Annotated in this window: 15 protein-coding genes, 2 tRNA genes and 3 rRNA genes; 13 read left to right on the top strand and 7 right to left on the bottom strand. The window is 68.0% G+C overall.

Annotated elements, in window-relative coordinates; translation table 11 throughout:
* Nucleotides 1-9 precede the first annotated feature (9 nt).
* From ACQPXG_RS33485 to ACQPXG_RS33455, 7 genes are all read left to right on the top strand, one after another.
* Nucleotides 10-1,296 (top strand): phenylacetate--CoA ligase family protein, encoded by a 1,287-nt coding sequence (locus ACQPXG_RS33485; RefSeq protein WP_433463136.1) that lies wholly within the window; start codon nt 10-12, stop codon nt 1,294-1,296.
* Nucleotides 1,297-1,349: 53 nt separating this feature from the next.
* Complete coding sequence (nadD, locus tag ACQPXG_RS33480; protein WP_433463135.1) at nt 1,350-1,946, top strand: nicotinate-nucleotide adenylyltransferase; 597 nt, start codon at nt 1,350-1,352, stop codon at nt 1,944-1,946.
* A gap of 179 nt (nt 1,947-2,125) precedes the next feature.
* A complete protein-coding gene (gene rsfS, locus ACQPXG_RS33475; RefSeq protein ID WP_433463134.1) occupies nt 2,126-2,539 on the top strand; it encodes a ribosome silencing factor in 414 nt (137 codons plus the stop codon).
* Entirely contained in the window at nt 2,532-3,194 is a 663-nt protein-coding gene (locus ACQPXG_RS33470) for a histidine phosphatase family protein (RefSeq protein WP_433463133.1), read from the top strand. Before rsfS ends, ACQPXG_RS33470 begins: the two co-directional genes overlap by 8 nt.
* A 78-nt stretch (nt 3,195-3,272) precedes the next feature.
* Nucleotides 3,273-3,345, top strand: a tRNA-Ala gene (locus ACQPXG_RS33465).
* 327 nt (nt 3,346-3,672) lie between these two features.
* On the top strand, nt 3,673-4,074 hold the full coding sequence (locus ACQPXG_RS33460) for a hypothetical protein (protein ID WP_433463132.1): 402 nt from the start codon (nt 3,673-3,675) through the stop codon (nt 4,072-4,074).
* Between the two features lie 84 nt (nt 4,075-4,158).
* Nucleotides 4,159-4,231 (top strand) — tRNA-Ala (locus ACQPXG_RS33455).
* 128 nt (nt 4,232-4,359) lie between these two features.
* Here ACQPXG_RS33455 and ACQPXG_RS33450 read toward each other — a convergent pair.
* Nucleotides 4,360-5,277: a LysR family transcriptional regulator gene (locus tag ACQPXG_RS33450; RefSeq protein WP_433463131.1), complete on the bottom strand. Its 918-nt coding sequence runs from the start codon at nt 5,275-5,277 to the stop codon at nt 4,360-4,362.
* Nucleotides 5,278-5,372: 95 nt separating this feature from the next.
* On the opposite strand from ACQPXG_RS33450, the gene ACQPXG_RS33445 reads away from it, so the two are divergent.
* Complete coding sequence (locus ACQPXG_RS33445) at nt 5,373-6,056, top strand: type 1 glutamine amidotransferase domain-containing protein (RefSeq protein ID WP_433463130.1); 684 nt, start codon at nt 5,373-5,375, stop codon at nt 6,054-6,056.
* 3 nt (nt 6,057-6,059) lie between these two features.
* Here ACQPXG_RS33445 and ACQPXG_RS33440 read toward each other — a convergent pair whose 3' ends face one another.
* The 3 genes from ACQPXG_RS33440 to ACQPXG_RS33430 are packed head-to-tail and all read right to left on the bottom strand — an operon-like array spanning nt 6,060 to nt 8,007.
* The gene (locus ACQPXG_RS33440) at nt 6,060-7,160 is read right to left on the bottom strand and encodes a Vms1/Ankzf1 family peptidyl-tRNA hydrolase (protein WP_433463129.1); all 1,101 of its coding nucleotides are present in this window, start codon (nt 7,158-7,160) and stop codon (nt 6,060-6,062) included.
* 56 nt (nt 7,161-7,216) lie between these two features.
* Nucleotides 7,217-7,726 (bottom strand): DUF1360 domain-containing protein, encoded by a 510-nt coding sequence (locus tag ACQPXG_RS33435; protein ID WP_433463128.1) that lies wholly within the window; start codon nt 7,724-7,726, stop codon nt 7,217-7,219.
* A gap of 23 nt (nt 7,727-7,749) precedes the next feature.
* Nucleotides 7,750-8,007, bottom strand: coding sequence for a DUF7218 family protein (locus ACQPXG_RS33430; RefSeq protein ID WP_433463127.1), 258 nt, complete (start codon nt 8,005-8,007; stop codon nt 7,750-7,752).
* 66 nt (nt 8,008-8,073) lie between these two features.
* Here ACQPXG_RS33430 and ACQPXG_RS33425 point away from each other — a divergent pair, with 66 nt between their 5' ends.
* A complete protein-coding gene (locus ACQPXG_RS33425) occupies nt 8,074-11,319 on the top strand; it encodes a BTAD domain-containing putative transcriptional regulator (RefSeq protein WP_433463126.1) in 3,246 nt (1,081 codons plus the stop codon).
* A gap of 496 nt (nt 11,320-11,815) precedes the next feature.
* On the opposite strand, the gene ACQPXG_RS33420 is transcribed toward ACQPXG_RS33425, so the two are convergent.
* Entirely contained in the window at nt 11,816-12,637 is an 822-nt protein-coding gene (locus ACQPXG_RS33420; protein ID WP_433463125.1) for an ABC transporter permease, read from the bottom strand.
* On the bottom strand, nt 12,634-13,611 hold the full coding sequence (locus ACQPXG_RS33415) for an ATP-binding cassette domain-containing protein (RefSeq protein ID WP_433463124.1): 978 nt from the start codon (nt 13,609-13,611) through the stop codon (nt 12,634-12,636). Before ACQPXG_RS33415 ends, ACQPXG_RS33420 begins: the two co-directional genes overlap by 4 nt.
* Before the next feature lie 761 nt (nt 13,612-14,372).
* Between ACQPXG_RS33415 and ACQPXG_RS33410 the strand changes: the two genes are divergently transcribed.
* The 4 genes from ACQPXG_RS33410 to ACQPXG_RS33395 all read left to right on the top strand — a co-directional run bounded on the left by ACQPXG_RS33410 (nt 14,373) and on the right by ACQPXG_RS33395 (nt 20,364).
* Nucleotides 14,373-15,893: ribosomal RNA gene (locus tag ACQPXG_RS33410) — 16S ribosomal RNA — on the top strand.
* A gap of 448 nt (nt 15,894-16,341) precedes the next feature.
* Nucleotides 16,342-19,456: ribosomal RNA gene (locus ACQPXG_RS33405) — 23S ribosomal RNA — on the top strand.
* Between the two features lie 150 nt (nt 19,457-19,606).
* Nucleotides 19,607-19,723, top strand: a 5S ribosomal RNA gene (rrf, locus tag ACQPXG_RS33400).
* Together the 16S, 23S and 5S rRNA genes form the textbook arrangement of a ribosomal RNA operon.
* Before the next feature lie 53 nt (nt 19,724-19,776).
* The gene (locus tag ACQPXG_RS33395; RefSeq protein WP_433470090.1) at nt 19,777-20,364 is read left to right on the top strand and encodes an HAD domain-containing protein; all 588 of its coding nucleotides are present in this window, start codon (nt 19,777-19,779) and stop codon (nt 20,362-20,364) included.
* Nucleotides 20,365-20,379: 15 nt separating this feature from the next.
* Here the strand turns inward: ACQPXG_RS33395 and ACQPXG_RS33390 are convergent, their stop codons facing one another.
* Nucleotides 20,380-21,306, bottom strand: a complete 927-nt coding sequence (locus ACQPXG_RS33390; protein ID WP_433463123.1) for an RNA polymerase sigma factor — start codon at nt 21,304-21,306, stop codon at nt 20,380-20,382.
* Nucleotides 21,307-21,347 lie beyond the last annotated feature (41 nt).

Raw genomic sequence — 21,347 nt, 5'->3', positions numbered from 1 at the left:
GAGGCGACCATGTTCGACCCTAAAGCCGAGGCGATGTCCCTTGACGAGCGCGCCGCGCTGCAGCGGCACCGGCTGTGGGGGCTGGTGGACCGGCTGCTGGCCGCGGACGGCGTGCAGGGACGGCGGCTCAAGGAGGCCGGTGTCGGCGGTGGCTCGGACGTGACGCTCGCCGGGCTGCGCAAGCTCCCGTTCACCACCAAGCAGGACCTCTGGGACAACTACCCGTTCGGGATGCTCGCCGTCCCGCGCGACCAGGTCGCCGCGGTGCACGGGTCGAGCGGGACGCGGGGGCGTCCGACCCTCGTCGCCTACACCAAGGCGGACCTCGACCTGTGGGCGGCGATGTGCGCGCGTTCGCTGTCGTGCGCCGGGGCGTCGCCGGGGAGCATCGTCCACAACGCCTACGGGTACGGGCTCTTCACCGGCGGGATCGGCGTCCATCAGGGCGCCGTGGCGCTCGGCGCGACCGTGGTCCCGATGTCGGGCGGTATGACCGACCGGCAGGTGCGGATGCTCGCCGACCTGCGCCCCGACATCCTGACCTGCACCCCCGCGTACGCGCTGCGGCTCGGTGAGGCGGTCGCCGAGGCGGGGATCGAGGTGCACTCGCTCAAGGCGGGGCTCTTCGGTGCCGAACCGTGGTCGGAGGAACTGCGGGCGGCCATCGAGAACGTCCTGCCGATCAAGGCGATGGACATCTACGGGCTGTCGGAGGTCATCGGGCCGGGTGTGGCCACCGAATGCCTGGAGCAGGACGGCCTGCACGTCAACGAGGACCACTTCATCGTCGAGACCGTCGATCCGTCCAGCGGCGAGCCCGTCGAGGACGGGACGCCCGGCGAGCTGGTGTTCACCACCCCGACCAAGCAGGCGCTGCCGCTGCTGCGCTACCGGACGGGGGACATCGCCTCCCTGACCCGCGGTGAGTGCGCCTGCGGGCGGACGCTGGTCCGGATGAGCAAGGTCCTCGGACGCGCCGACGACATGATCGTCGTCCGGGGCGTCAACGTGTACCCGAGCGAGGTCGAACGCGTGCTGCTCGGGTCCGGGCTCGTCCGGCCGCACTACCAGCTCGTGGTGGACCGCCGCAGTCCCGCCGTCCGGCTCCTCGTCGCCTGCGAGGCCCTGTCGGGCGACCCGAAGGACGCGCTCGTCCACGCGCTGCACGAGTCGCTCGGCCTCACCGCCGAGGTGTTCGTCCTCCCTGAGGGCACCGTCCCGAGGGTCGAGGTCGGCAAGGCCGTCCGCGTCGTGACCTGGGCGGACGGAGGCCCGCCTCTGCCAGGGCTGGCCTGAGCCCGCGGCCCCGGACGTTCGGGCCGCGGACCGGGCTGGCTATTCTCGTCGCCATGACGCAAAAGCGGCGCCTGGGGATCATGGGCGGCACGTTCGACCCGATCCACCACGGGCACCTCGTGGCCGCGAGCGAGGTCGCGCACTTCTACTCCCTCGACGAGGTCGTGTTCGTGCCCACCGGCCTCTCGTCCCACAAGGAGGGAAGCAAGGTCGCCGCCGCCGAGGACCGCTACCTCATGGCCGTGATCGCCACCGCGTCCAACCCGCGCTTCTCCGTCAGCCGCATCGACATCGACCGCCCCGGCCCCACCTACACCGTGGACACCCTCCGCGACATGCGCGAGCTCCAGGGGCCCGACGCGGACCTGTTCTTCATCACCGGCGCCGACGCGCTGGAGAAGATGCTGACCTGGCACGACACCGACGAGCTGTTCGAGCTGGCCCACTTCGTGGGCGTCACGCGCCCCGGCCACCGGCTCGCCGACCCCGGTCTGCCCAACGGGCGGGTCTCCCTCATGGAGGTCCCCGCCCTGTCGATCTCCTCCACCGAATGCCGCGAACGCGTCCACTCCGGTGAACCCATCTGGTACCTCGTCCCGGACGGGATCGTCCAGTACATCAACAAACGCGATCTCTACCGGAGCGCGTAATCCCCCGGGGCGTCCGCCGGCCGGTGGCTGAGCGTCGATCCGCCGGGGCCACATATTCTGGACGAGGAAGGGGCCGCATTCGCAATTGCGGTCGAACAACGACAAAGAGGTCGGTCGACCGTCGCACGTGAGAAGGTGTAGGCGGAGACGACCCCTACAGGGAGGATCGCGAGCGCACCGTGACCGCATCCGAGAGGGCGGCGCAGCTCGTCCGGATCGCCGCCGAGGCGGCGGGCGACAAGCTGGCCGACGACATTCTTGCCTACGACGTGAGCGAGCAGCTCGTCATCACCGACGCGTTCCTGCTCTGCTCGGCCCCGAACGACCGCCAGGTCCGCGCCATCGTGGACGAGGTCGAGAAGCGCCTGCGCGAAGAGGCCGAAGCCAAGCCGGTACGCCGCGAGGGCGAGCGCGAGGGCCGCTGGGTCCTGCTGGACTACGCGGACATCATCGTGCACATTCAGCACGAAGAGGACCGCATGTTCTACGCCCTCGAACGGCTCTGGAAAGACTGCCCCCTCATCGACCTGCCGGAAGCCGTCACCGCCCACCAGGCCCAGCGCGCCCGCGCCGTCGGGAGCCCGAGTGACTGACGCCCGCCCGGCCCGCGAACCGGGCAAACGCCGGCTCGTCCTGTGGCGGCACGGCCAGACCGCGTGGAACGTCGAACGTCGATTCCAGGGCAAGACCGACATCCCCCTCGACGAAACCGGCGTCGCCCAGGCCCAGCGGGCCGCCCGCCTCCTCGCCGGGCTCCGCCCCACCGCGCTCCTCGCCTCCCCGCTCCGCCGCGCCGCCGACACCGCCCAGGCCCTCGCCGACATCACCGGACTGCCCGTCCGCTACGACCAGGACCTGATCGAGCGCGACGGCGGCGCCTGGGAGGGGCTCACCGCCCGCGAGATCCGCGAACGCTACCCCGCCGAGCACGCCGCCTGGCAGCCGCCCGGCGGCGAGACCAGCGCCCAGGTGGCCAAGCGCGTCGGCGCCGCCCTCGAACGCGCCCTCGACGACCTGCCGCCCACGGGGCAGCTCGTCGTGGCCTCCCACGGCGCCGCACTCCGCCTCGGCATGTCCCACCTCATCGGCCTCCCCGAAGAGGTCTGGGAACGCCTCGGCGGGCTCTCCAACTGCTGCTGGTCCGTCATCACCGAGATGCGGGACGGCGGATGGCGCCTCGTCGAACACAACGCCGGCACCCTCCCCGAACCCGTCCTCAGCGACGACCGTCCCGACACCGGCTCCTGACCCCCAAACGATTCGAGCCCACCCCCGTCCGTCCTATACACTGGCGAGGCGCTGCGGGATGAACGTCCACGCAGCGGCGGGGCTATGGCGCAGTTGGTAGCGCGCCTCCATGGCATGGAGGAGGTCTGGGGTTCGAATCCCCATAGCTCCACTCGGAGTTGGGAGTGGTGTGGTCGAAGCCTTGGGGCTTCTTCCCGCCACTCCTTCGTCGTGTTTGCCCGGGGGGCGACCCCCGGGCCCCCGAGGCGGGGGCTCCGCCCCCGCACCCCCCCCGCCGGGGCTCCGCCCCTGGACCCCCGCCGGGCTTCGCCCCCGGCCTCCTGAGGTGTACGGCCTCGGCTTCTCTTGGTGGGGCGGATCCGTGCGCAAAGCCTTCACCATGGTGGCGGCTACCTTTTCTCCGGCCGCGCTTCACCATGTCGATCATGCGGGAACAGGCATGACGTGGCGATACATGATCGAGATGAGGGCTGACCCCATGAGAAGCCGGACCACCGGAACGTTGTTGCTGCTGCCCGCCGCGGTCGCCGCGGCCTCCGTCCTGGCGATGACCGTTCCCGCCTCCGCGCAGGACGCGCCGCCGCCGGCGCCGCAGACCTACAAGCCCGACGACTGCGGCAAGGCGCTCAACGTCCTGTCCTACTTCAAGCTGCTCCCTAACCAGCCCGATCTCGCCCGCACGCTGTGCTCCATGAACCGGGCGAAGAAGGAAGAGAGCCCGTACACCGACAAGATCGACAGCCTGCACACCGACGACACCGGCAGGACCGTCGAGGAGAACGCACTCCTCGGCATCCCCGTCGAGTGGCCCAAAAGCCTCACCATCAAGGTCCCGACCTTCAACGAGGGCTACTACACCTACAAGTCCGGCGCTCGCTGAACGGCCCGCGAGGCCGCGGAGGCACGACCTCCGCGGCCCGCGCGTCCCGACCGCTCCCAACGTGCACTAAGCTTTTCCCACCGAGGGGCTATGGCGCAGTTGGTAGCGCGCCTCCATGGCATGGAGGAGGTCTGGGGTTCGAATCCCCATAGCTCCACCCCAGGGCCGTTCTTGAGACGGCTGAGAGCAGTTGGTGAGATCCCGTCTCGATCCGACGGGATCTTGTGCTTTCTATGGAAGCCTGTTTCCTCGCCTAGGCGAACGACCAGCCCGTGCTGTTCCGGGTCATCCGCGGGTCAACCTGAGCAGGTGGTCACGGACGAGGTCGACGTGAGGAAGAGGGTGGGCGCCATTGCGCTGGGCGAGGAAGCCGGTGTTGATGGGGGCGTCCTCGGGGTCGAGGAGCAGCCTGAGCGAACCGCTGGCGAGTTCGGGGCCGCACAGGTAGCGGGGGAGGACGGTCACACCGAGGCCTGCGACGGCGGCGGCCTTGACGGCCCGGAGGTCGGGGATGACCAGCGCGGGTTCGGCGACCAGGCGGGTGTCGAAGACGTGTCGCCAGTAGCGGCGGAGAATGGGCAGGTCGTCGGCGTAGGAGATGAGCGGGGCGCCGGCAAGGGCGGCGGGGCCGTCGCGGGCGAGGAGGTCGCGGTCGATGCGGTCGGTCCAGCCGGGGGCGGCGACGAGCACGAAGTCCTCATCGGTGAGAGGTTCGGAGGCCAGGGCGCGGCCGCGGGGGCGGATCGTCGAGACGACGAGGTCGTAGCGGCCGGCGCGGAGGCCCGCGAGGAGGTCCTCCGACAGTCCGGTGGTGATGCGGAGCCGGACGCCCTTCTCCATGAGCGGGCCGAGGGTGGGGACGACGGCGGCGGCGAGGAACTCCGCGGGTCCGGCGAGGAGCACCGGAGGCTCGGGGACCGCCTCCTGGAGGCCGCCGCCGGCGATCGCTTGCAGGGCGTCCATGGGCGCGGCGAGCCGGGCGGCGAGGTCGTCGGCGGCGGGGGTGGGTGTCACACCGCGGGGCAGGCGCTCGAACAGCCGGCGGCCCAGGTGCTCTTCAAGGGCGCGCAGCTGCGTGGTCACCGTCGGCTGGGAGAGGCCGACGAGCCTGGCGGCAGCCGTCAGGGAACCGGCGCGATAGACGGCCAGGAAGGTCCGTAGCTGGGTCAGGTCCAGCGGCCCATTGGATTTTCTATCGCTCACATAGAAGAGTCTATTTTGTGGCTGTGGATAAGGGTCTTAGCTTGAGTCGTGGCGGCTCGACGCCGCCGGACCGGCGAACTCCAAGGAGACCCTTGATGTCCAAGATTCTTTTCGTGGTGACAGGCGCGACCTATTGGACGCTCAATGACGGCAGCCGCCATCCGACCGGCTACTGGGCCGAGGAACTTCTCACTCCGTACAAGGCGTTCACGGAGGCGGGCCATGAGGTCGTGTTCGCCACGCCGGGCGGGGCGGTCCCGGTCGCCGACGCGGGCAGTCTTGCGCCGGAGGCCAACGGCGGCCGCGATGTCACCGCCGAGCTGGCCGAGATCGCCGGTCTGGCGTCGCCCATGAAGCTGGCGGAGGTCGATCTGGCCGACTACCGGGCGGTGTTCTACCCCGGCGGCCACGGTCCGATGGAGGACCTGGCGGTCGACGCCACCTCCGGGCGGCTGCTGGTCGAGGCCTTGGATTCCGGGAAGCCCCTCGGCGTGGTGTGCCACGGGCCGGCCGCGCTGCTGGCGGCCGACCGCGCCGACGGCACCTCGGCCTTCGCCGGCCGGAAGATCACGGCCTTCTCCAACGAGGAGGAACGGCAGGGCGGTCTGGCCGGCAAGGCGATCTGGCTCCTGGAGGACCGGCTGAGGGCCGTCGGAGCGGACGTGCAGGTCGCGGACGCGTGGACGCCGAACGTGGTCATCGACGGCGACCTTCTCACCGGCCAGAACCCGATGTCGTCCGGCCCGCTCGCCGCCGAACTGCTCAAGCGGCTGGGCTGACCCCTAGGCGGTGTAGCGGAGGACGGCGCCTATCCGGAGGGGTGGAGTCGGACCGTCGGGCGGGAGGACGACCAGTTCGCCGTCGGTCGCGGCGGCCGCCCTGACCAGGGCGGCGTCGGCCCGGGCCTCGCGGGGGTCGGACACGCCGAACTCGTCGCGGAGTTCGTCGGCGGTGGTGGCGACCTGAGCGGGGTCGGGGCCGATCCACAGGCGGGCGTCCGAGTCGGGCTCGTCGGCCAGCAGGAGTGTCTCCACCCGGGCCTGGCGGACGGCCTCCGTGGTCGCGGACAGGCCGGAGACGGCGCGCTGGCCGTGGGCGAGCTCCCGGTCGAAGCGTTCCGCCACCGTCATCACGTGCTGGGCCGTCTTCAGTTTCAGGAGGCGGCGCAGTTCGGCGTCGAGATCGGGGTCGTCGACGGTGGTGTTCTTGTCGGCCTCGACGGTGCGCTCAAGGACGTGCTCCGAGACCTCTTCGAGGACGGCGGTCCGGGCGCGGGTGTCGCCGGCGATCACGACGGCCTCGGCGCCGCAGCGCTCCGCGGCCCGGTCGATCTCGTGGGCGACCTTCTTGGCGTTGACCTTCCAGACGTTCTCCGACGACCGCTGGAAGCGGGACTGGTTCCAGTCGCCGGCCTTGACCTTGCGGATGGGGTAGTCCTCGTCGCCCTCGACGTCGATGTGCTCGTGCCGCCCGTCGGCCGTGACGAAGTCGATGGCGCCGCCCCGGCGGTCCACGACGGCCAGCAGGTGCGGGAACTTCTCGCCTCGTTCGACCAGGTACGGGAGGACGTCCGGGAGTGGTGCGAGCGTCGCCCGCGGGGTGCGGGGCGGGCCCGGCAGGCGCTCGCTGTGGACCACCTCGCCGTCCGCCGCGAAGATCACGATGCCTTCGGAGCGGCGCAGCTCCAGCTCGTCCTCGATGGTCTGCTCGACCGCGCGAAGCGTCCCCTTCGGGGCCTTCTGGGCCTCCAGGCCCGCGCGCAGCGCCCGCCACCGCAGTTCCGCGGCCTTGGACGCGTCCTCGGTGGTCCGGGTGAGGTCCGCGTACACCGACGCGTAGGGGCCCGGACGGTGGTACAGCGTCTTGAGGAATGCGAGATCCATAGGTTGGCCCTACCCCCGACAGCTGGGGCAAACGTAAAGAATGTGGCGTTTGGGGGCTATCCCTCGGCGGCCCGCTGCAGCCGGGCGTAGCCGAGCTGCAGCCAGTCCGAGCCCGCGACCGCCGTCATCGTGGCGCCGGCGAGCCGGGTGGCCTGCGGGGCGAACACGAGGCCCGCCGCGTAGGCCGTCGCGACCCACTGGGCCGTGCAGAACGGGCAGGTGATCAGCTCGCCGACGGCGTGCCGGACGCCCTTCCCGCGCACCTCCTCGGACACCTCCGACGGACCGGCCGTCCCCGAGTAGCGGGTGAACGGGACCCGCAGCGGGCTCGTCACCGGGTCCTTCGCGATCAGCCGGGACGCCTTGTGCGTCGTGACCGTCATCAGCGCCAGGTCGGCGAGGCCGATGGCGGGGGGCCGGTCGCGCAGGCGCCGGCCCAGCAGCGCCATCGTCGCCGTCGTGAGCGCGTACACCCCGAGGGTGCCGAGGTACGAGCCGAGCGGACGGTCCTCCTCGCCGGCGTACTCCTGCGCCTGCTTGCGCGCGGTGTCCACGACCGCGTTCATGGAATCTCCCTAACGCGCTCGGTTCAGTGGTCGCGCAGCGCCTTGACGAGGTCCGACTTGTTCATCGAGGAGCGGCCCTCGATGCCGATCTCGCGGGCGCGCTTCATGAGGTCGTCCTTCGACCAGTCGTCGTAGGACGGGCTCTTGCCGCCCTTGCGGCCGACCTTCTTCTTTCCCTGGCCCGCGGACGCGTTGGCGATCCGCGCCGCCTTCTCCTTGCTCTCGCCCTTCTCGCGGAGCTTCTGGTACGTCTTCTCGTCCTTGATCTGTGCTCTAGGCATAACGGACACGTACCCGGCCCGCGCGATCCACACATCGGAGAGAATGTCCCCGGGAAGGGGACTCGCTTGCGCATCGGCATCCTGGGCCCGCTCGACGTGCGGGACGAGGCCGGGCGGCCCGTCGAGGTCGCCGGCCGGCGGTTGCGCGCCCTCCTCGTCCGGCTCGCGGCCGAGGCGGGCAGGCCCGTGTCGGCCGAGCGGCTGCTGGACGACCTGTGGGAGGGCGCGCCGCCCGGCGGGAACGCGCTGCAGGCGCTCGTCTCCCGGCTGCGCGGTGTCGCGGGCCGCGACATGGTCGAGCACGGCCCGGCCGGCTACCGGCTCGGGATCGACCCCGGCGAGATCGACGCGGTCGCGTTCGAGCGCGCCGTCGCGGCGGCCCGCGCGGAGGACGATCCCGCCAGGCGGGCCGGCGGACTGCGGGCGGCGCTCGCGCTGTGGCGCGGCCCGGCCCTGGCCGATGTCACCGACGCCGACTTCGCCTACGGGGCTGTCACCCGGCTGGAGGACCTGCGGCTCGCCGCCTTCGAGGACCGGGTGGACGCCGAGAGCGCCGCCGGGCTGCCCGTCCCGCCGGTCGCCGAGCTGGAGCCGCTCGCCGCGGCGCATCCGCTGCGCGAACGGCTGCGCGCCCAGCTGATGCGCGCCCTGTACGCGGCGGGACGGCAGGCCGACGCCCTGGAGGTGTACGAGGAGACGCGGCGCGCCCTCGCCGACCGGCTCGGCGTCGACCCGTCCCCGGAACTGGCCGCCGTGCACCTGTCGATCCTGCGGCGGGAGACGGCGGGTGGGGACGTTCCGGCGGCACCCGGGCCGGCGCCCGGGCCGACCGCCCCGCGGTCCGCCCGTACCAACCTTCCCTCCCAGCTCACCAGCTTCGTCGGACGGGAGGAGGAGTCCCAGCGGGTGGGCAAGCTCCTCCGCGAGACCAGGCTCGTCACCCTCACCGGGCCCGGCGGCGCCGGCAAGACCCGGCTGGCCGGCGAGAGCGCCGCCGCGCTCGTCGACGAAATGCCGGACGGCGTGTGGTTCGCCCCGCTCGCCCCCGTCAGCGACCCCGGTGACGTCGTCCAGGCCGTGCTGTCCGCGCTGGGCGTCCCGGAGACCGTCCGTCCCACCGAGACCCGCGCGGTGGTGCGGCCCCTCGAACGGCTGACCGACTTCCTCGCCACCAAGCGGATGGTCCTCGTCCTCGACAACTGCGAGCACCTCATCGACGCCGTCGCGCGGCTCGCCGACCATGTCGTGGCGAAGGCCGACGGCGTCCGCATCCTCGCGACCAGCCGCGAACCGCTCGGCATCACGGGCGAGTCGCTGTGCCCGGTGCCGTCCCTCCCGCTTCCGGACGAGGACGTCGCCGACCCGGCCGATGCCCTCGGGTACGCGTCGGTGCGGTTGTTCGCCGACCGCGCCGCGGCCGTCCGCCCAGGCTTCGCCGTGGACGCCGGCACGGTCGCCGACGTCGTCGCCATCTGCCGCGCACTCGACGGCATCCCGCTGGCGATCGAGCTGGCCGGCGCCCGGCTGCGCTCGCTCACCTCCGGCCAGGTCGCGGCCCGCCTCGGTGACCGGTTCCGGCTGCTGACGGGCGGCAGCCGCACCGCACTGCCCAGGCACCGGACGCTGCGCGCGGTCGTCGACTGGAGCTGGGACCTGCTGGACGACGTGGAACGCGCCGTCCTGCGCCGCCTGTCGGTGTTCGCGGGCGGCGCCTCACCGGACGCCGCCGTGCACGTGTGCGGGCTCGACGCGCCGGACGCGCCCGAACCCCACGACGTCATCGACGTGATCGCCGCGCTGATCGACAAGTCGCTGGTGATGGCGGACGGCGACACAGACGTCCGCTACCGGCTGCTGGAGACCGTCCGCGTCTACGCGGGGGAGCGCCTTGAGCAGGCCGGCGAGACCCGGCGTGCCCGCGACGCGCACGCCGCCCACCTGGTCGCGCTCGTCGAACGCGCCGAGCCGGAGCTGCGCCGTCGCGACCAGCTGGTCTGGTCCGACCGGCTGGCCGCCGAGCGGGACAACCTCACCGTCGCGTTCCGCCACGTGACCGAGACCCGCGACATCGAGACGGGGCTGCGGCTCGTGGCGGGACTGGTGTGGTTCTGGGTCATGCGCGACATGGAGAGCGAAGCGGGCGGCTGGGCGGTCGCGGTCCGGGACATGGCGGCGGGCACCGCGCCGCCCGGCCTGGAGGAGCAGTACGCGCTGTGCGTCGTGTCGGCCGGTGTCGTCGCCGAGATGACCAAGGAATCGGGACCGACCCAGGAGTCGATGCGCGCGGTCATGACGGACGTCCTCACCGCGGTGCCCGAGTCACCGGTGCATCCCGTCCTCGCCCTCGCCGGACCGGCGTCCAGCGTCTTCGGACAGGACATGGAGGAGGTCCAGCAGAGCTTTGGCCGCATCCAGGACCATCCCGACCCGTGGGTCCGTGCCGTCGTCCGCGTCATCCTCGCGCACATGGGCATCAACACCGGACACATCGACGATGCCGCCGAGCAGGCCGCCGACGGTTACGCGCGGTTCCGCGAGCTGGGCGACCGGTTCGGGATGATCCTCGGGCTGGGCGCGATGATGCACGTCGCCATGGCGCGCGGCGACCTGGCGGAGGCCGTCCGGCTCGGCGAGGAGGCCTACGGCTACGTGACCGGCGACGTCAGTCCCGAACAGGGCGCCGGGATCCTCGCCCAGCTCGCGCGGGCGCGGGCTCAGCTCGGCGAGGTCGACCGCGCCCGCGCGGACCTCGAACGGGCCATGGCGCAGACGGAACGGATCGGTGAGTTCGCCGACGCCGCGAGCGCGTCGCTCATGCTGTGCGAGCTCCACCTTCAGGAGGGCGACCGCGAGGGCGCCCGGCCGCACGCCGACCGCGCGTACAAGTGGGTCGAGTCCCGCGGGCACCGTCCCGACTTCGCACAGGCCGCGCGCAGGACGTACAGCCGGCTCGGCTGCCTCGCCGAGGAGGACGGCGACCTGGACGCGGCGGAGCGCTGGCACGTCCGCGCGCTGGATGACCTGCGGAACGACGCGCTCATGGGCAACCCGACGCTGGCGGCGCTCGTCGAGGGCATCGCCGCCTACGCGGCGGCCCGCGGCGCCTGCGTCCGTGCCGCCGAGCTACTCGGCACCGCCCACAATCTGCACGGTTACCGGGACGAGGCCTGCTACGAGGTCCGCCGGACGCTTCCGGTCGTCACCCGGGCCCTCGGTGAGGACGCCTTCGCCGCCGCTTACGAGCGCGGCGGCCAGGTCACCCGAGAGGACATCTTCGACCAGGCCGCCGACCTGATCGCGACCGTGTCCTGAGCTCAGCCCAGCGCGAGGTCTGTTCCGATGGCCGTGTGCGAGTGCTTGCCCTGCGCGTTGTTCGGTACGACGTCTTGGTGGGCCGGTTTGGCGGCGCCCCTGTCCTGAGCTCAGCCGGGGTGGGGTGCGAGGTCTGTTCCGGTGGCTGTGGGGGTGTGTGCCCGACGGGCTGTTCGGTACGACGTCTTTGGCCGGCCCGCTGCTTCGGCATTGTTCGTGTCCTGTGCTCAGCGGGGGTTCGGGCTTCGAGATTCGTTCCGTGTGCTGTGTGCGTAACGGATTGACGAGTCCTTTGGGAGGCCGTCTTCGGGCGGTGTTGGGGCCGACATGAGTTGGTCGGGGTGGGTGCCTGAGGTCGGTTCCGGTGGGCGGTGTGGTGATGGGACGCTGGCCTGGTCGCGTCCGTGGGATGCGCGTCGCGCGGAAGTTCGGAGGCCAAGGCGCGCCGGCCCCGGGAGATGCTGCCCGGGGCGGCGCGCCTTTGGCGGGATCGATGTCAGGCCCTGCGCGAGTACATGCGCATGGCCAGCGGGAACGTGACGACGACGATCCCCGCCGCCCAGGCGAGCGTGTACCAGACGTGGTTCCCGACGGGTCCGCCGACGGTGAGCGCACGCACCGACTCCGCGAGGTGCGTGACCGGGTTGACCTTCGTCCACGCCTCCAGCCAGCCCGGCATCGTGGACGTGTCCGGGACGAGGATGCTGCTGCCGAACGTCAGCGGCATCACCCAGATGAACGAGAGCCCCTGGACGGTGTCCGGCGTCGGCGCGATCAGCCCCACGAGGACGGAGATCCAGCAGACGGCCAGGTAGAACACGTACGCCAGAGCGAACGCCGCCAGCACCGACAGCGGATCGGTGTGGAACCGGAACCCCAGGACCGACCCGAACCCGACGAGCACCGTCATCACGGTGATGAACCGGACCGTGTCCCCCAGCACCGTGCCGATCAGCGGCGCCGAGCGGGCGATCGGCAGGCTGCGGAACCGGTCGAACACGCCCTTGTGGATGTCCTCGTTCAGCGCCGTCCCGAGCCCCATCGTCGCGAACATCGCCATCTGCGCCACGAGGCCCGGCAGCAGCTGCTGCAGGTAGGAATGCGTGTCGCCCGCCACCGCACCGCCGAACACGTACAGGAACAGCAGCAGGAACACGATCGGCATCAACGTCGTGTCGAGCAGCTTCTCCGGCGAGTGCTTAAGCTGCGCGACGTTGCGCCACGCCAAGGTCAGGCCGTGCCGCAGCGTGCGCCGGGGGCTGATCCGCGCCGGCGGCTCCGCCGCGGACGGACGGCTGTCAACGGTGATCGCGGTCATGCCACGCTCCCCTCGGAAACGAGTTCGGACTTGGGTTCTTCGGCGAGGTGGCCCGTCAGCGTGAGGAACACCTCGTCCAGGCTCGGCATGCGCAGCGCCAGCTCGGCCGCCACGATGGACGCCTCGTCCAGCCGCCGGACCAGCACCGACAACAGCCTGGGATCGTGCACCGGGGCCGTGACGAGCCCGGTGGCCTCCTGCACCTCCGGACGCTCGCCGGTCAGCTCGCCGACGATGGCGGTGAGCTGGGCGACGCGGTACGGCTCGGACGCGCGGACCACCAGGGTCTGCCGGCCGATCTGCCCCTTCAGGTCGTCGGACGTGCCCTCCGCGATGACCCGTCCGTGGTCGAACACCGCGATCCGGTCGGCGAGCGCGTCCGCCTCCTCCAGGTACTGCGTCGTCAGCAGGACCGTGGCGCCGTCGGCGACCACGGCGCGGACCGTGTCCCAGACCTCGTTGCGGGCCCGCGGGTCGAGCCCGGTCGTGGGCTCGTCCAGATAGATGACCTCCGGATGGTTGATCAGGCTCGCCGCCAGGTCGAGCCGCCGTCGCATCCCGCCCGAGTACGTCTTCACGGCGCGTCCTCCGGCGTCGGTCAGCCGGAACCGGTCGAGCAGCTGCCGCGCCCGCGCCTTCGCCTCCCGCCGGCCGAAGTCCAGCAGCCGGGCGATCATCACCAGGTTCTCCGTGCCGGTCAGCTCCTCGTCCACCGACGCGTACTGCCCGGTCAGCCCGATCTTCGCCCGGACGCGCGCGGGGTCCTTCAGCACGTCGTAACCGGACACCTCGGCACGCCCGGCGTCCGGCTTGAGCAGCGTCGCCAGCACGCGCACGGCGGTCGTCTTGCCCGCCCCGTTCGGCCCGAGGACCCCGAGCACCGTCCCCCGGCGGGCGCTGATGTCCACACCGTCAAGGGCCTTCGTCTCGCCGAACCGCTTCCGCAGCCCTTCCGCGCGGATCACGTCGTCCATCTGTCCGCCTCTCACATGTTCTTCGCTGTGACGATGACCACCGTGGGGGAAGGCGCTGACATCACGCGCACATCGGGGCCCGGGCACTGACACCGTGCTGACGCGACACTGAGGTCGATCACATGAACCACGCGTGACCTGCGGCTTTCGGAGAGCGGACGAGCGGGTGGACGAGCCGATTTGACGGACCTCGCGGGGCTGCCTAATGTCTGTCGTGCCCCAAGGGGATGCGGGACGCCGAGAGGCGGACGGCCCCGGGGACGCCGACAGAGGAAAACGGTTCGCAGCTTGCTCCGGGCCGAGGTACTCTTGAGTGGCACGCCCGGACGGGATGCAGGACGCCGAGAGGTGGCCGGCCCGCAGGGCACTTCCCACGAGATGATCTCTCCAGGTTTTCGGCCTGGGGGTGTGTCGTCGCGTGGGGGCCTGGACTCTCTCCGACTCGTCGAAAAGATCTTGGTTGATCGGCTTGACAGACGGCGGGTATCGGGTAAGTTAGAAGGGTTGCCCCGGAGCCGGGGCCTGCGGGAGCGGGGTTCGGCGCGGTGGGTGTCCGTTTCTTGAGAACTCAACAGCGTGTTAAAAGCCAGTGCCTTTATCGGCCCGGTCTGTTTGTTGGCCGGGTCGCCCCGTGGCCGTCTTTGGATGGTCGGGGATTTCTTTGAGGCAATGCACGGCCCTCTTGTGGGGGTTGTGTGGTGCTGGGATTGTTTCCTGAGGTTTGGTCGGCTGGGGTTCGCCCCCTGGTTGGTCGTTGGACCTTGATGGAGAGTTTGATCCTGGCTCAGGACGAACGCTGGCGGCGTGCTTAACACATGCAAGTCGAGCGGAAAGGCCCCTTCGGGGGTACTCGAGCGGCGAACGGGTGAGTAACACGTGAGCAACCTGCCCCTGACTTTGGGATAAGCCTGGGAAACCGGGTCTAATACCGGATATGACCATTCTCCGCATGGTGGGTGGTGGAAAGTTTTTCGGTCAGGGTTGGGCTCGCGGCCTATCAGCTTGTTGGTGGGGTGATGGCCTACCAAGGCGACGACGGGTAACCGGCCTGAGAGGGCGACCGGTCACACTGGGACTGAGACACGGCCCAGACTCCTACGGGAGGCAGCAGTGGGGAATATTGCGCAATGGGCGGAAGCCTGACGCAGCGACGCCGCGTGAGGGATGACGGCCTTCGGGTTGTAAACCTCTTTCAGCAGGGACGAAGCTAACGTGACGGTACCTGCAGAAGAAGCGCCGGCTAACTACGTGCCAGCAGCCGCGGTAATACGTAGGGCGCAAGCGTTGTCCGGAATTATTGGGCGTAAAGAGCTCGTAGGCGGTTTGTCGCGTCTGTCGTGAAAGCCCACGGCTTAACCGTGGGTCTGCGGTGGATACGGGCAGACTAGAGGCAGGTAGGGGAGAATGGAATTCCCGGTGTAGCGGTGAAATGCGCAGATATCGGGAGGAACACCGGTGGCGAAGGCGGTTCTCTGGGCCTGTACTGACGCTGAGGAGCGAAAGCGTGGGGAGCGAACAGGATTAGATACCCTGGTAGTCCACGCCGTAAACGTTGGGCGCTAGGTGTGGGGTTCTTCCACGGATTCCGCGCCGTAGCTAACGCATTAAGCGCCCCGCCTGGGGAGTACGGCCGCAAGGCTAAAACTCAAAGGAATTGACGGGGGCCCGCACAAGCGGCGGAGCATGTTGCTTAATTCGACGCAACGCGAAGAACCTTACCAAGGCTTGACATTGCCGGAAAACCATCAGAGATGGTGGGTCCTTTTTGGGCCGGTGACAGGTGGTGCATGGCTGTCGTCAGCTCGTGTCGTGAGATGTTGGGTTAAGTCCCGCAACGAGCGCAACCCTCGTTCCATGTTGCCAGCACGTAATGGTGGGGACTCATGGGAGACCGCCGGGGTCAACTCGGAGGAAGGTGGGGATGACGTCAAGTCATCATGCCCCTTATGTCTTGGGCTGCAAACATGCTACAATGGCCGGTACAGAGGGCTGCGATACCGTGAGGTGGAGCGAATCCCTTAAAGCCGGTCTCAGTTCGGATCGAAGTCTGCAACTCGACTTCGTGAAGTCGGAGTCGCTAGTAATCGCAGATCAGCAACGCTGCGGTGAATACGTTCCCGGGCCTTGTACACACCGCCCGTCACGTCACGAAAGTCGGCAACACCCGAAGCCCGTGGCCCAACCACCTTGTGTGGGGGGAGCGGTCGAAGGTGGGGCCGGCGATTGGGACGAAGTCGTAACAAGGTAGCCGTACCGGAAGGTGCGGCTGGATCACCTCCTTTCTAAGGAGCACCAACTGGCCCGAGCTGCTTCCCCTTTCCGGGAAGGCTCAGGTCGGTGGCCGCCAGTGACGGCGCATGTTCGTCAGGTGGCTGCTCATAGATGTGGAGCACTGGCTACTCAGCTCACTGCCTGTGTGAGCCGGCAAGTACCGCCTCAAGGACCCTCGGGTCTGTGGGGAGTGGGAACGGCGGCCTCGGGCGGGTAGAGGGTTGGACACGCTGTTGGGTCCTGAGGGAACGGGCTTCGCCCGGGTGCCTCTGGATCGCGGGACCAGGACCACATTCCTTCATCGGGGTGTGGTTTTGGTGGGCCCGGTTGTTTTTTGAGAACTGCACAGTGGACGCGAGCATCTCTGGCGAATGATGAGATCTTGCAGGCTGATCCCTTTGGGGGTTGGTTTTGTGGGGTTTTGTTGTTTGTCTGCGATTTGTTTTGATCGTTTTGTGTGTTCAAGTTTTTTAGGGCATACGGTGGATGCCTTGGCATCAGGAGCCGATGAAGGACGTGGGAGCCTGCGATATGCCTCGGGGAGTCGGCAACCAGACTTTGATCCGGGGATTTCCGAATGGGGAAACCTGGCACTCGTCATGGGGTGTCGCCGCCTGCTGAATGTATAGGCAGGTTGGTGGGAACGCGGGGAAGTGAAACATCTCAGTACCCGCAGGAAGAGAAAACAATTGTGATTCCGTGAGTAGTGGTGAGCGAAAGCGGAGGAGCCTAAACCGTGCGCGTGTGATAGCCGGCAGGCGTTGCGTGTGCGGGGTTGTGGGACCATCTGGTCGTCTCTGCCGGGACGGCAAGGAGTTATAAACTGCTCGGATAGTTGAACGGCTTGGGATGGCCGACCGTAGACGGTGAGAGTCCGGTAGACGAAATTCGAGTGGCTTCTGGGTGTGTTCCCGAGTAGCACGGGGCCCGTGAAATCCCGTGTGAATCTGCCACGACCACGTGGTAAGGCTGAATACTTCCTGGTGACCGATAGCGGACTAGTACCGTGAGGGAAAGGTGAAAAGTGCCCCGGTGAGGGGTCGTGAAATAGTACCTGAAACCGTGTGCCTACAAGCCGTCAGAGCGTCCTCGAGGGGAACTTGTTTCTCTTGTTCGTGATGGCGTGCCTTTTGAAGAATGAGCCTGCGAGTTATGGTGTGTGGCGAGGTTAACCGGTGGCGGGTAGCCGTAGCGAAAGCGAGTCTGAATAGGGCGTTTTAGTCGCATGCTGTAGACCCGAAGCGGGGTGATCTAGCCATGGGCAGGGTGAAGCGCCGGTAAGACGGTGTGGAGGCCCGAACCCACCAGGGTTGAAAACCTGGGGGATGACCTGTGGTTAGGGGTGAAAGGCCAATCAAACTCCGTGATAGCTGGTTCTCCCCGAAATGCATTTAGGTGCAGCGTTGCGTGTTTCTTGCCGGAGGTAGAGCTACTGGATGGCTGATGGGCCCTACAAGGTTACTGACGTCAGCCAAACTCCGAATGCCGGTAAGTGAGAGCGTGGCAGTGAGACTGCGGGGGATAAGCTTCGTAGTCGAGAGGGAAACAGCCCAGATCATCGGTTAAGGCCCCTAAGCGTGTGCTAAGTGGGAAAGGATGTGGAGTTGCTGTGACAACCAGGAGGTTGGCTTAGAAGCAGCCATCCTTGAAAGAGTGCGTAATAGCTCACTGGTCAAGTGATTCCGCGCCGACAATGTAGCGGGGCTCAAGCACACCGCCGAAGCCGTGGCACTCCAGGCATGTGTCTGGGGTGGGTAGGGGAGCGTCCTGCGTCCGGTGAAGCCTCGGGGTGACCCAGGGGTGGAGGGTGTGGGAGTGAGAATGCAGGCATGAGTAGCGAATCACACGTGAGAAACGTGTGCGCCGGATGACCAAGGGTTCCTGGGGCAGGCTAATCCGCCCAGGGTAAGTCGGGACCTAAGGCGAGGCCGACAGGCGTAGTCGATGGACAACGGGTTGATATTCCCGTACCCGCTGGTATGCGCCAACGCTGAACCCTCTGATGCTAACCACCCGAACTATGCTCGGGGCCTTCGGGCTCTGGGTGTGGGGAGCGTGGGGCCCGAGGGGGTAGTAGGTGAGTGATGGGGTGACGCAGGAGGGTAGCTCAGCCCAGGCGATGGTTGTCCTGGGGTAAGCATGTAGCCCGGTGTGCAGGTAAATCCGTGCACCGTTTAAGGGTGAGATGTGATGCCGAGCCGTTTTAGGTGAAGTGAGTGATCCCATGCTGTCGAGAAAAGCCTCTAGCGAGTGTATCGGCGGCCCGTACCCTAAACCGACTCAGGTGGTCAGGTAGAGAATACCAAGGCGATCGGGTGAACTGTGGTTAAGGAACTCGGCAAATTGCCCCCGTAACTTTGGGAGAAGGGGGACCACGCTTGGTGAACCGTATTGCACGGGGAGCTGGGTGGGGTCGCAGAGGCCAGGGGGAAGCGACTGTTTACTAAAAACACAGGTCCGTGCGAAGTCGTAAGACGCTGTATACGGACTGACGCCTGCCCGGTGCCGGAACGTTAAGAGGACCGGTTAGACGCTTTCGGGTGTCGAAGCTGAGAATCTAAGCGCCGGTAAACGGCGGTGGTAACTATAACCATCCTAAGGTAGCGAAATTCCTTGTCGGGTAAGTTCCGACCTGCACGAATGGCGTAACGACTTCCCCGCTGTCTCAACCACAGGCCCGGCGAAATTGCAGTACGAGTAAAGATGCTCGTTTCGCGCAGCAGGACGGAAAGACCCCGGGACCTTCACTACAGCTTGGCATTGGCGCCTGAAGCGTCTTGTGTAGGATAGGTGGGAGACTGTGAAGCCCAGACGCCAGTTTGGGTGGAGTCATTGGTGAAATACCACTCTGGTCGTTTTGAGCGTCTAACCCGCACCCGTGTATCCGGGTGGGGGACAGTGCCTGGTGGGTAGTTTAACTGGGGCGGTTGCCTCCCAAAGAGTAACGGAGGCGCCCAAAGGTTCCCTCAGCCTGGTTGGCAATCAGGTGGCGAGTGCAAGGGCACAAGGGAGCTTGACTGTGAGACGGACGTGTCGAGCAGGTGCGAAAGCAGGGCCTAGTGATCCGGCACCTACGTGTGGAAGTGGTGTCGCTCAACGGCTAAAAGGTACCCCGGGGATAACAGGCTGATCTTCCCCAAGAGTCCATATCGACGGGATGGTTTGGCACCTCGATGTCGGCTCGTCGCATCCTGGGGCTGGAGTAGGTCCCAAGGGTTGGGCTGTTCGCCCATTAAAGCGGCACGCGAGCTGGGTTTAGAACGTCGCGAGACAGTTCGGTCCCTATCCGCTGTGCGCGTAGGAGAATTGAGAGGGTCTGTCCCTAGTACGAGAGGACCGGGACGGACGAACCTCTGGTGTGCCAGTTGTCCCGCCAGGGGCACGGCTGGTTGGCTACGTTCGGTCGGGATAACCGCTGAAAGCATCTAAGCGGGAAGCCTTCCTCGAGATGAGTTCTCCCACCCCCTTTGTGGGGTGTAAGGCCCCCGGTAGACGACCGGGTTGATAGGCTGGAGATGGAAGCACGGTGACGTGTGGAGTCGACCGGTACTAATAGGCCGAGTGGCTTGAACACACTGAACGTTCAAAGCATCTCGCTGCGAGACGATGTTCGCGTCCCTGTGTGGTTCCCAGGAAACAACCGGGAACCCGCACAACATAATATCGAGCCTTGGTTGCTCGGACGAGTTCTTCCCGCACCCGCAGGGGTGTTGGGGGTTGGTCGTTCGGTGGTTTTGGCGAGGGGGAAACACCCGGTCCCATCCCGAACCCGGAAGTTAAGCCCTTCAGCGCCGATGGTACTGCATGGGAGACTGTGTGGGAGAGTAGGACACCGCCGGACTCATATTGCAGAAAGGCCCCGCCGATACCGGCGGGGCCTTTCTCATTTCTCCGATGCCGGACGCATGTTCTCCAATCAGGCCGACGTCGCATTGTCGGCTGGGAAGGCAGACCCGGATGCCCGCCCTGATTCCGGGCCCGTCCAGCCGCGACCACACCGAACATCCGCTGCTCTTTCTCGACGTTGACGGACCGCTTTTGCCCTTCGGCGAGGGACCAGAATGGGAAGGGCGGGGAACCGCATCCGACTCGCACCTGGCGCGGCTCACCTTGGAGGTCGGACGCCGGCTGTCGGCGCTACCGTGCGACCTTGTCTGGGCCACGACCTGGGAAGACGAAGCGAACGCCGAGATAGCCCCCCGAATCGGGCTGCCACCACTACCGGTCGTGAAGTGGCCGGAGCCATCCGGCGAGCATGAACGCGAGGACGAATGGTTCGGGCTCTGCTGGAAGACACGGGTCCTGGTGACCTGGGCGTCCGGGCGCCCGTTCGCCTGGGTCGACGACGAGATCACCGACGCCGATCGGGAATGGGTCTCCGCGCACCATGGCGGCCGAGCTCTCCTCCACCACGTGGAGTCATTCCGAGGACTCGGCGACGAAGACTTCACCGTCCTCGATCGCTGGTTCCGAACTTTGTGAGCCACCCGTGGCGCCTCACCGCGCGTCGAGGTCAGTGAGTTCTGCCTTCCGGCGTAGCAGGCTCGTACGGCGCCTGTGAGCCCGGACGGCGATCAGCACAGCCGCGGTGATGAGGATCGTGTTCACCACCAGGGCGAGGAGCAGACCCCGGCCCCGGACGGCGGCGAGAGTGACCGTGACGGTCGTGGTGAGCAGCGCGGCGGCCAGACCGATCCAGGCGCCGATCACCCGATCCAGGGCGAACGGCGGGGCACGCCGGGTGGTGGCCGACCAGATGCCGTGGCCCGTCCACGCAAGGCACACCAGGATGAGCAGAGCGAAGGACAGGCTAGTGCGGTCGGGGAGCGGCCCCGGCTCGCTGGCCCAGAGGACCGTGGTGAAGGCCGCCCCGGCGAGCCCGGACAGCAGCGCCGCGACACCTCTCAGCCGTCGTCCGCGCGACAGCGTCGGGGCCAGCCGGTCCAGCATCTCCTCCGCCGACGTGCGCGGTTCGTGCTCGCGCAACTGCCGCCGCGCTCGGTGCAGGCGCGACTTGACGGTGCCGGCCGGGATCCCGCAGATCTGCGCGCAATCCGCGATCGACAGGTCCGCCAGGGCCGCGACCAGTTCGGTCCGTTCCACCACCTCCTCGGCCAGATCCCCTGCCGGCGGTTCTTCGGCCTTGCCCGGCCTCTCGGCGTTCGTGTACTCCTGACGGAGCCGGTCCAGAACGGCCCGCCTGGCGATGGTGAACAGCCAAGGCGTGAACCGGCCCGGATCGGCGAGCCGGGGCAGCCCCCGCAGCACGGCCACCCAGATCTCCTGGGCCACGTCGTCCGCCCGCTCGGAATCCAGCATCCGCCGGACGAACGTCAACACCGGGGCGTGCCACAGGCCCACGAGTTCGGCGAAGGCCTCCGACTCCCCGAGCTGGCAGCGGACCACCAGCAGCTCATCGTCCATCCCCGTCCTTCCGTCCCCTTCACAGTCGCGGAACGAGGCTG

It is taken from the genome of Spirillospora sp. CA-128828 (assembly GCF_050945415.1).
In the GTDB taxonomy this organism is placed as follows: Bacteria; Actinomycetota; Actinomycetes; order Streptosporangiales; family Streptosporangiaceae; genus Spirillospora.
The sequence above is the reverse complement of the archived record's forward strand: the minus strand, read 5'-3'. Positions and strand labels throughout refer to the sequence as shown.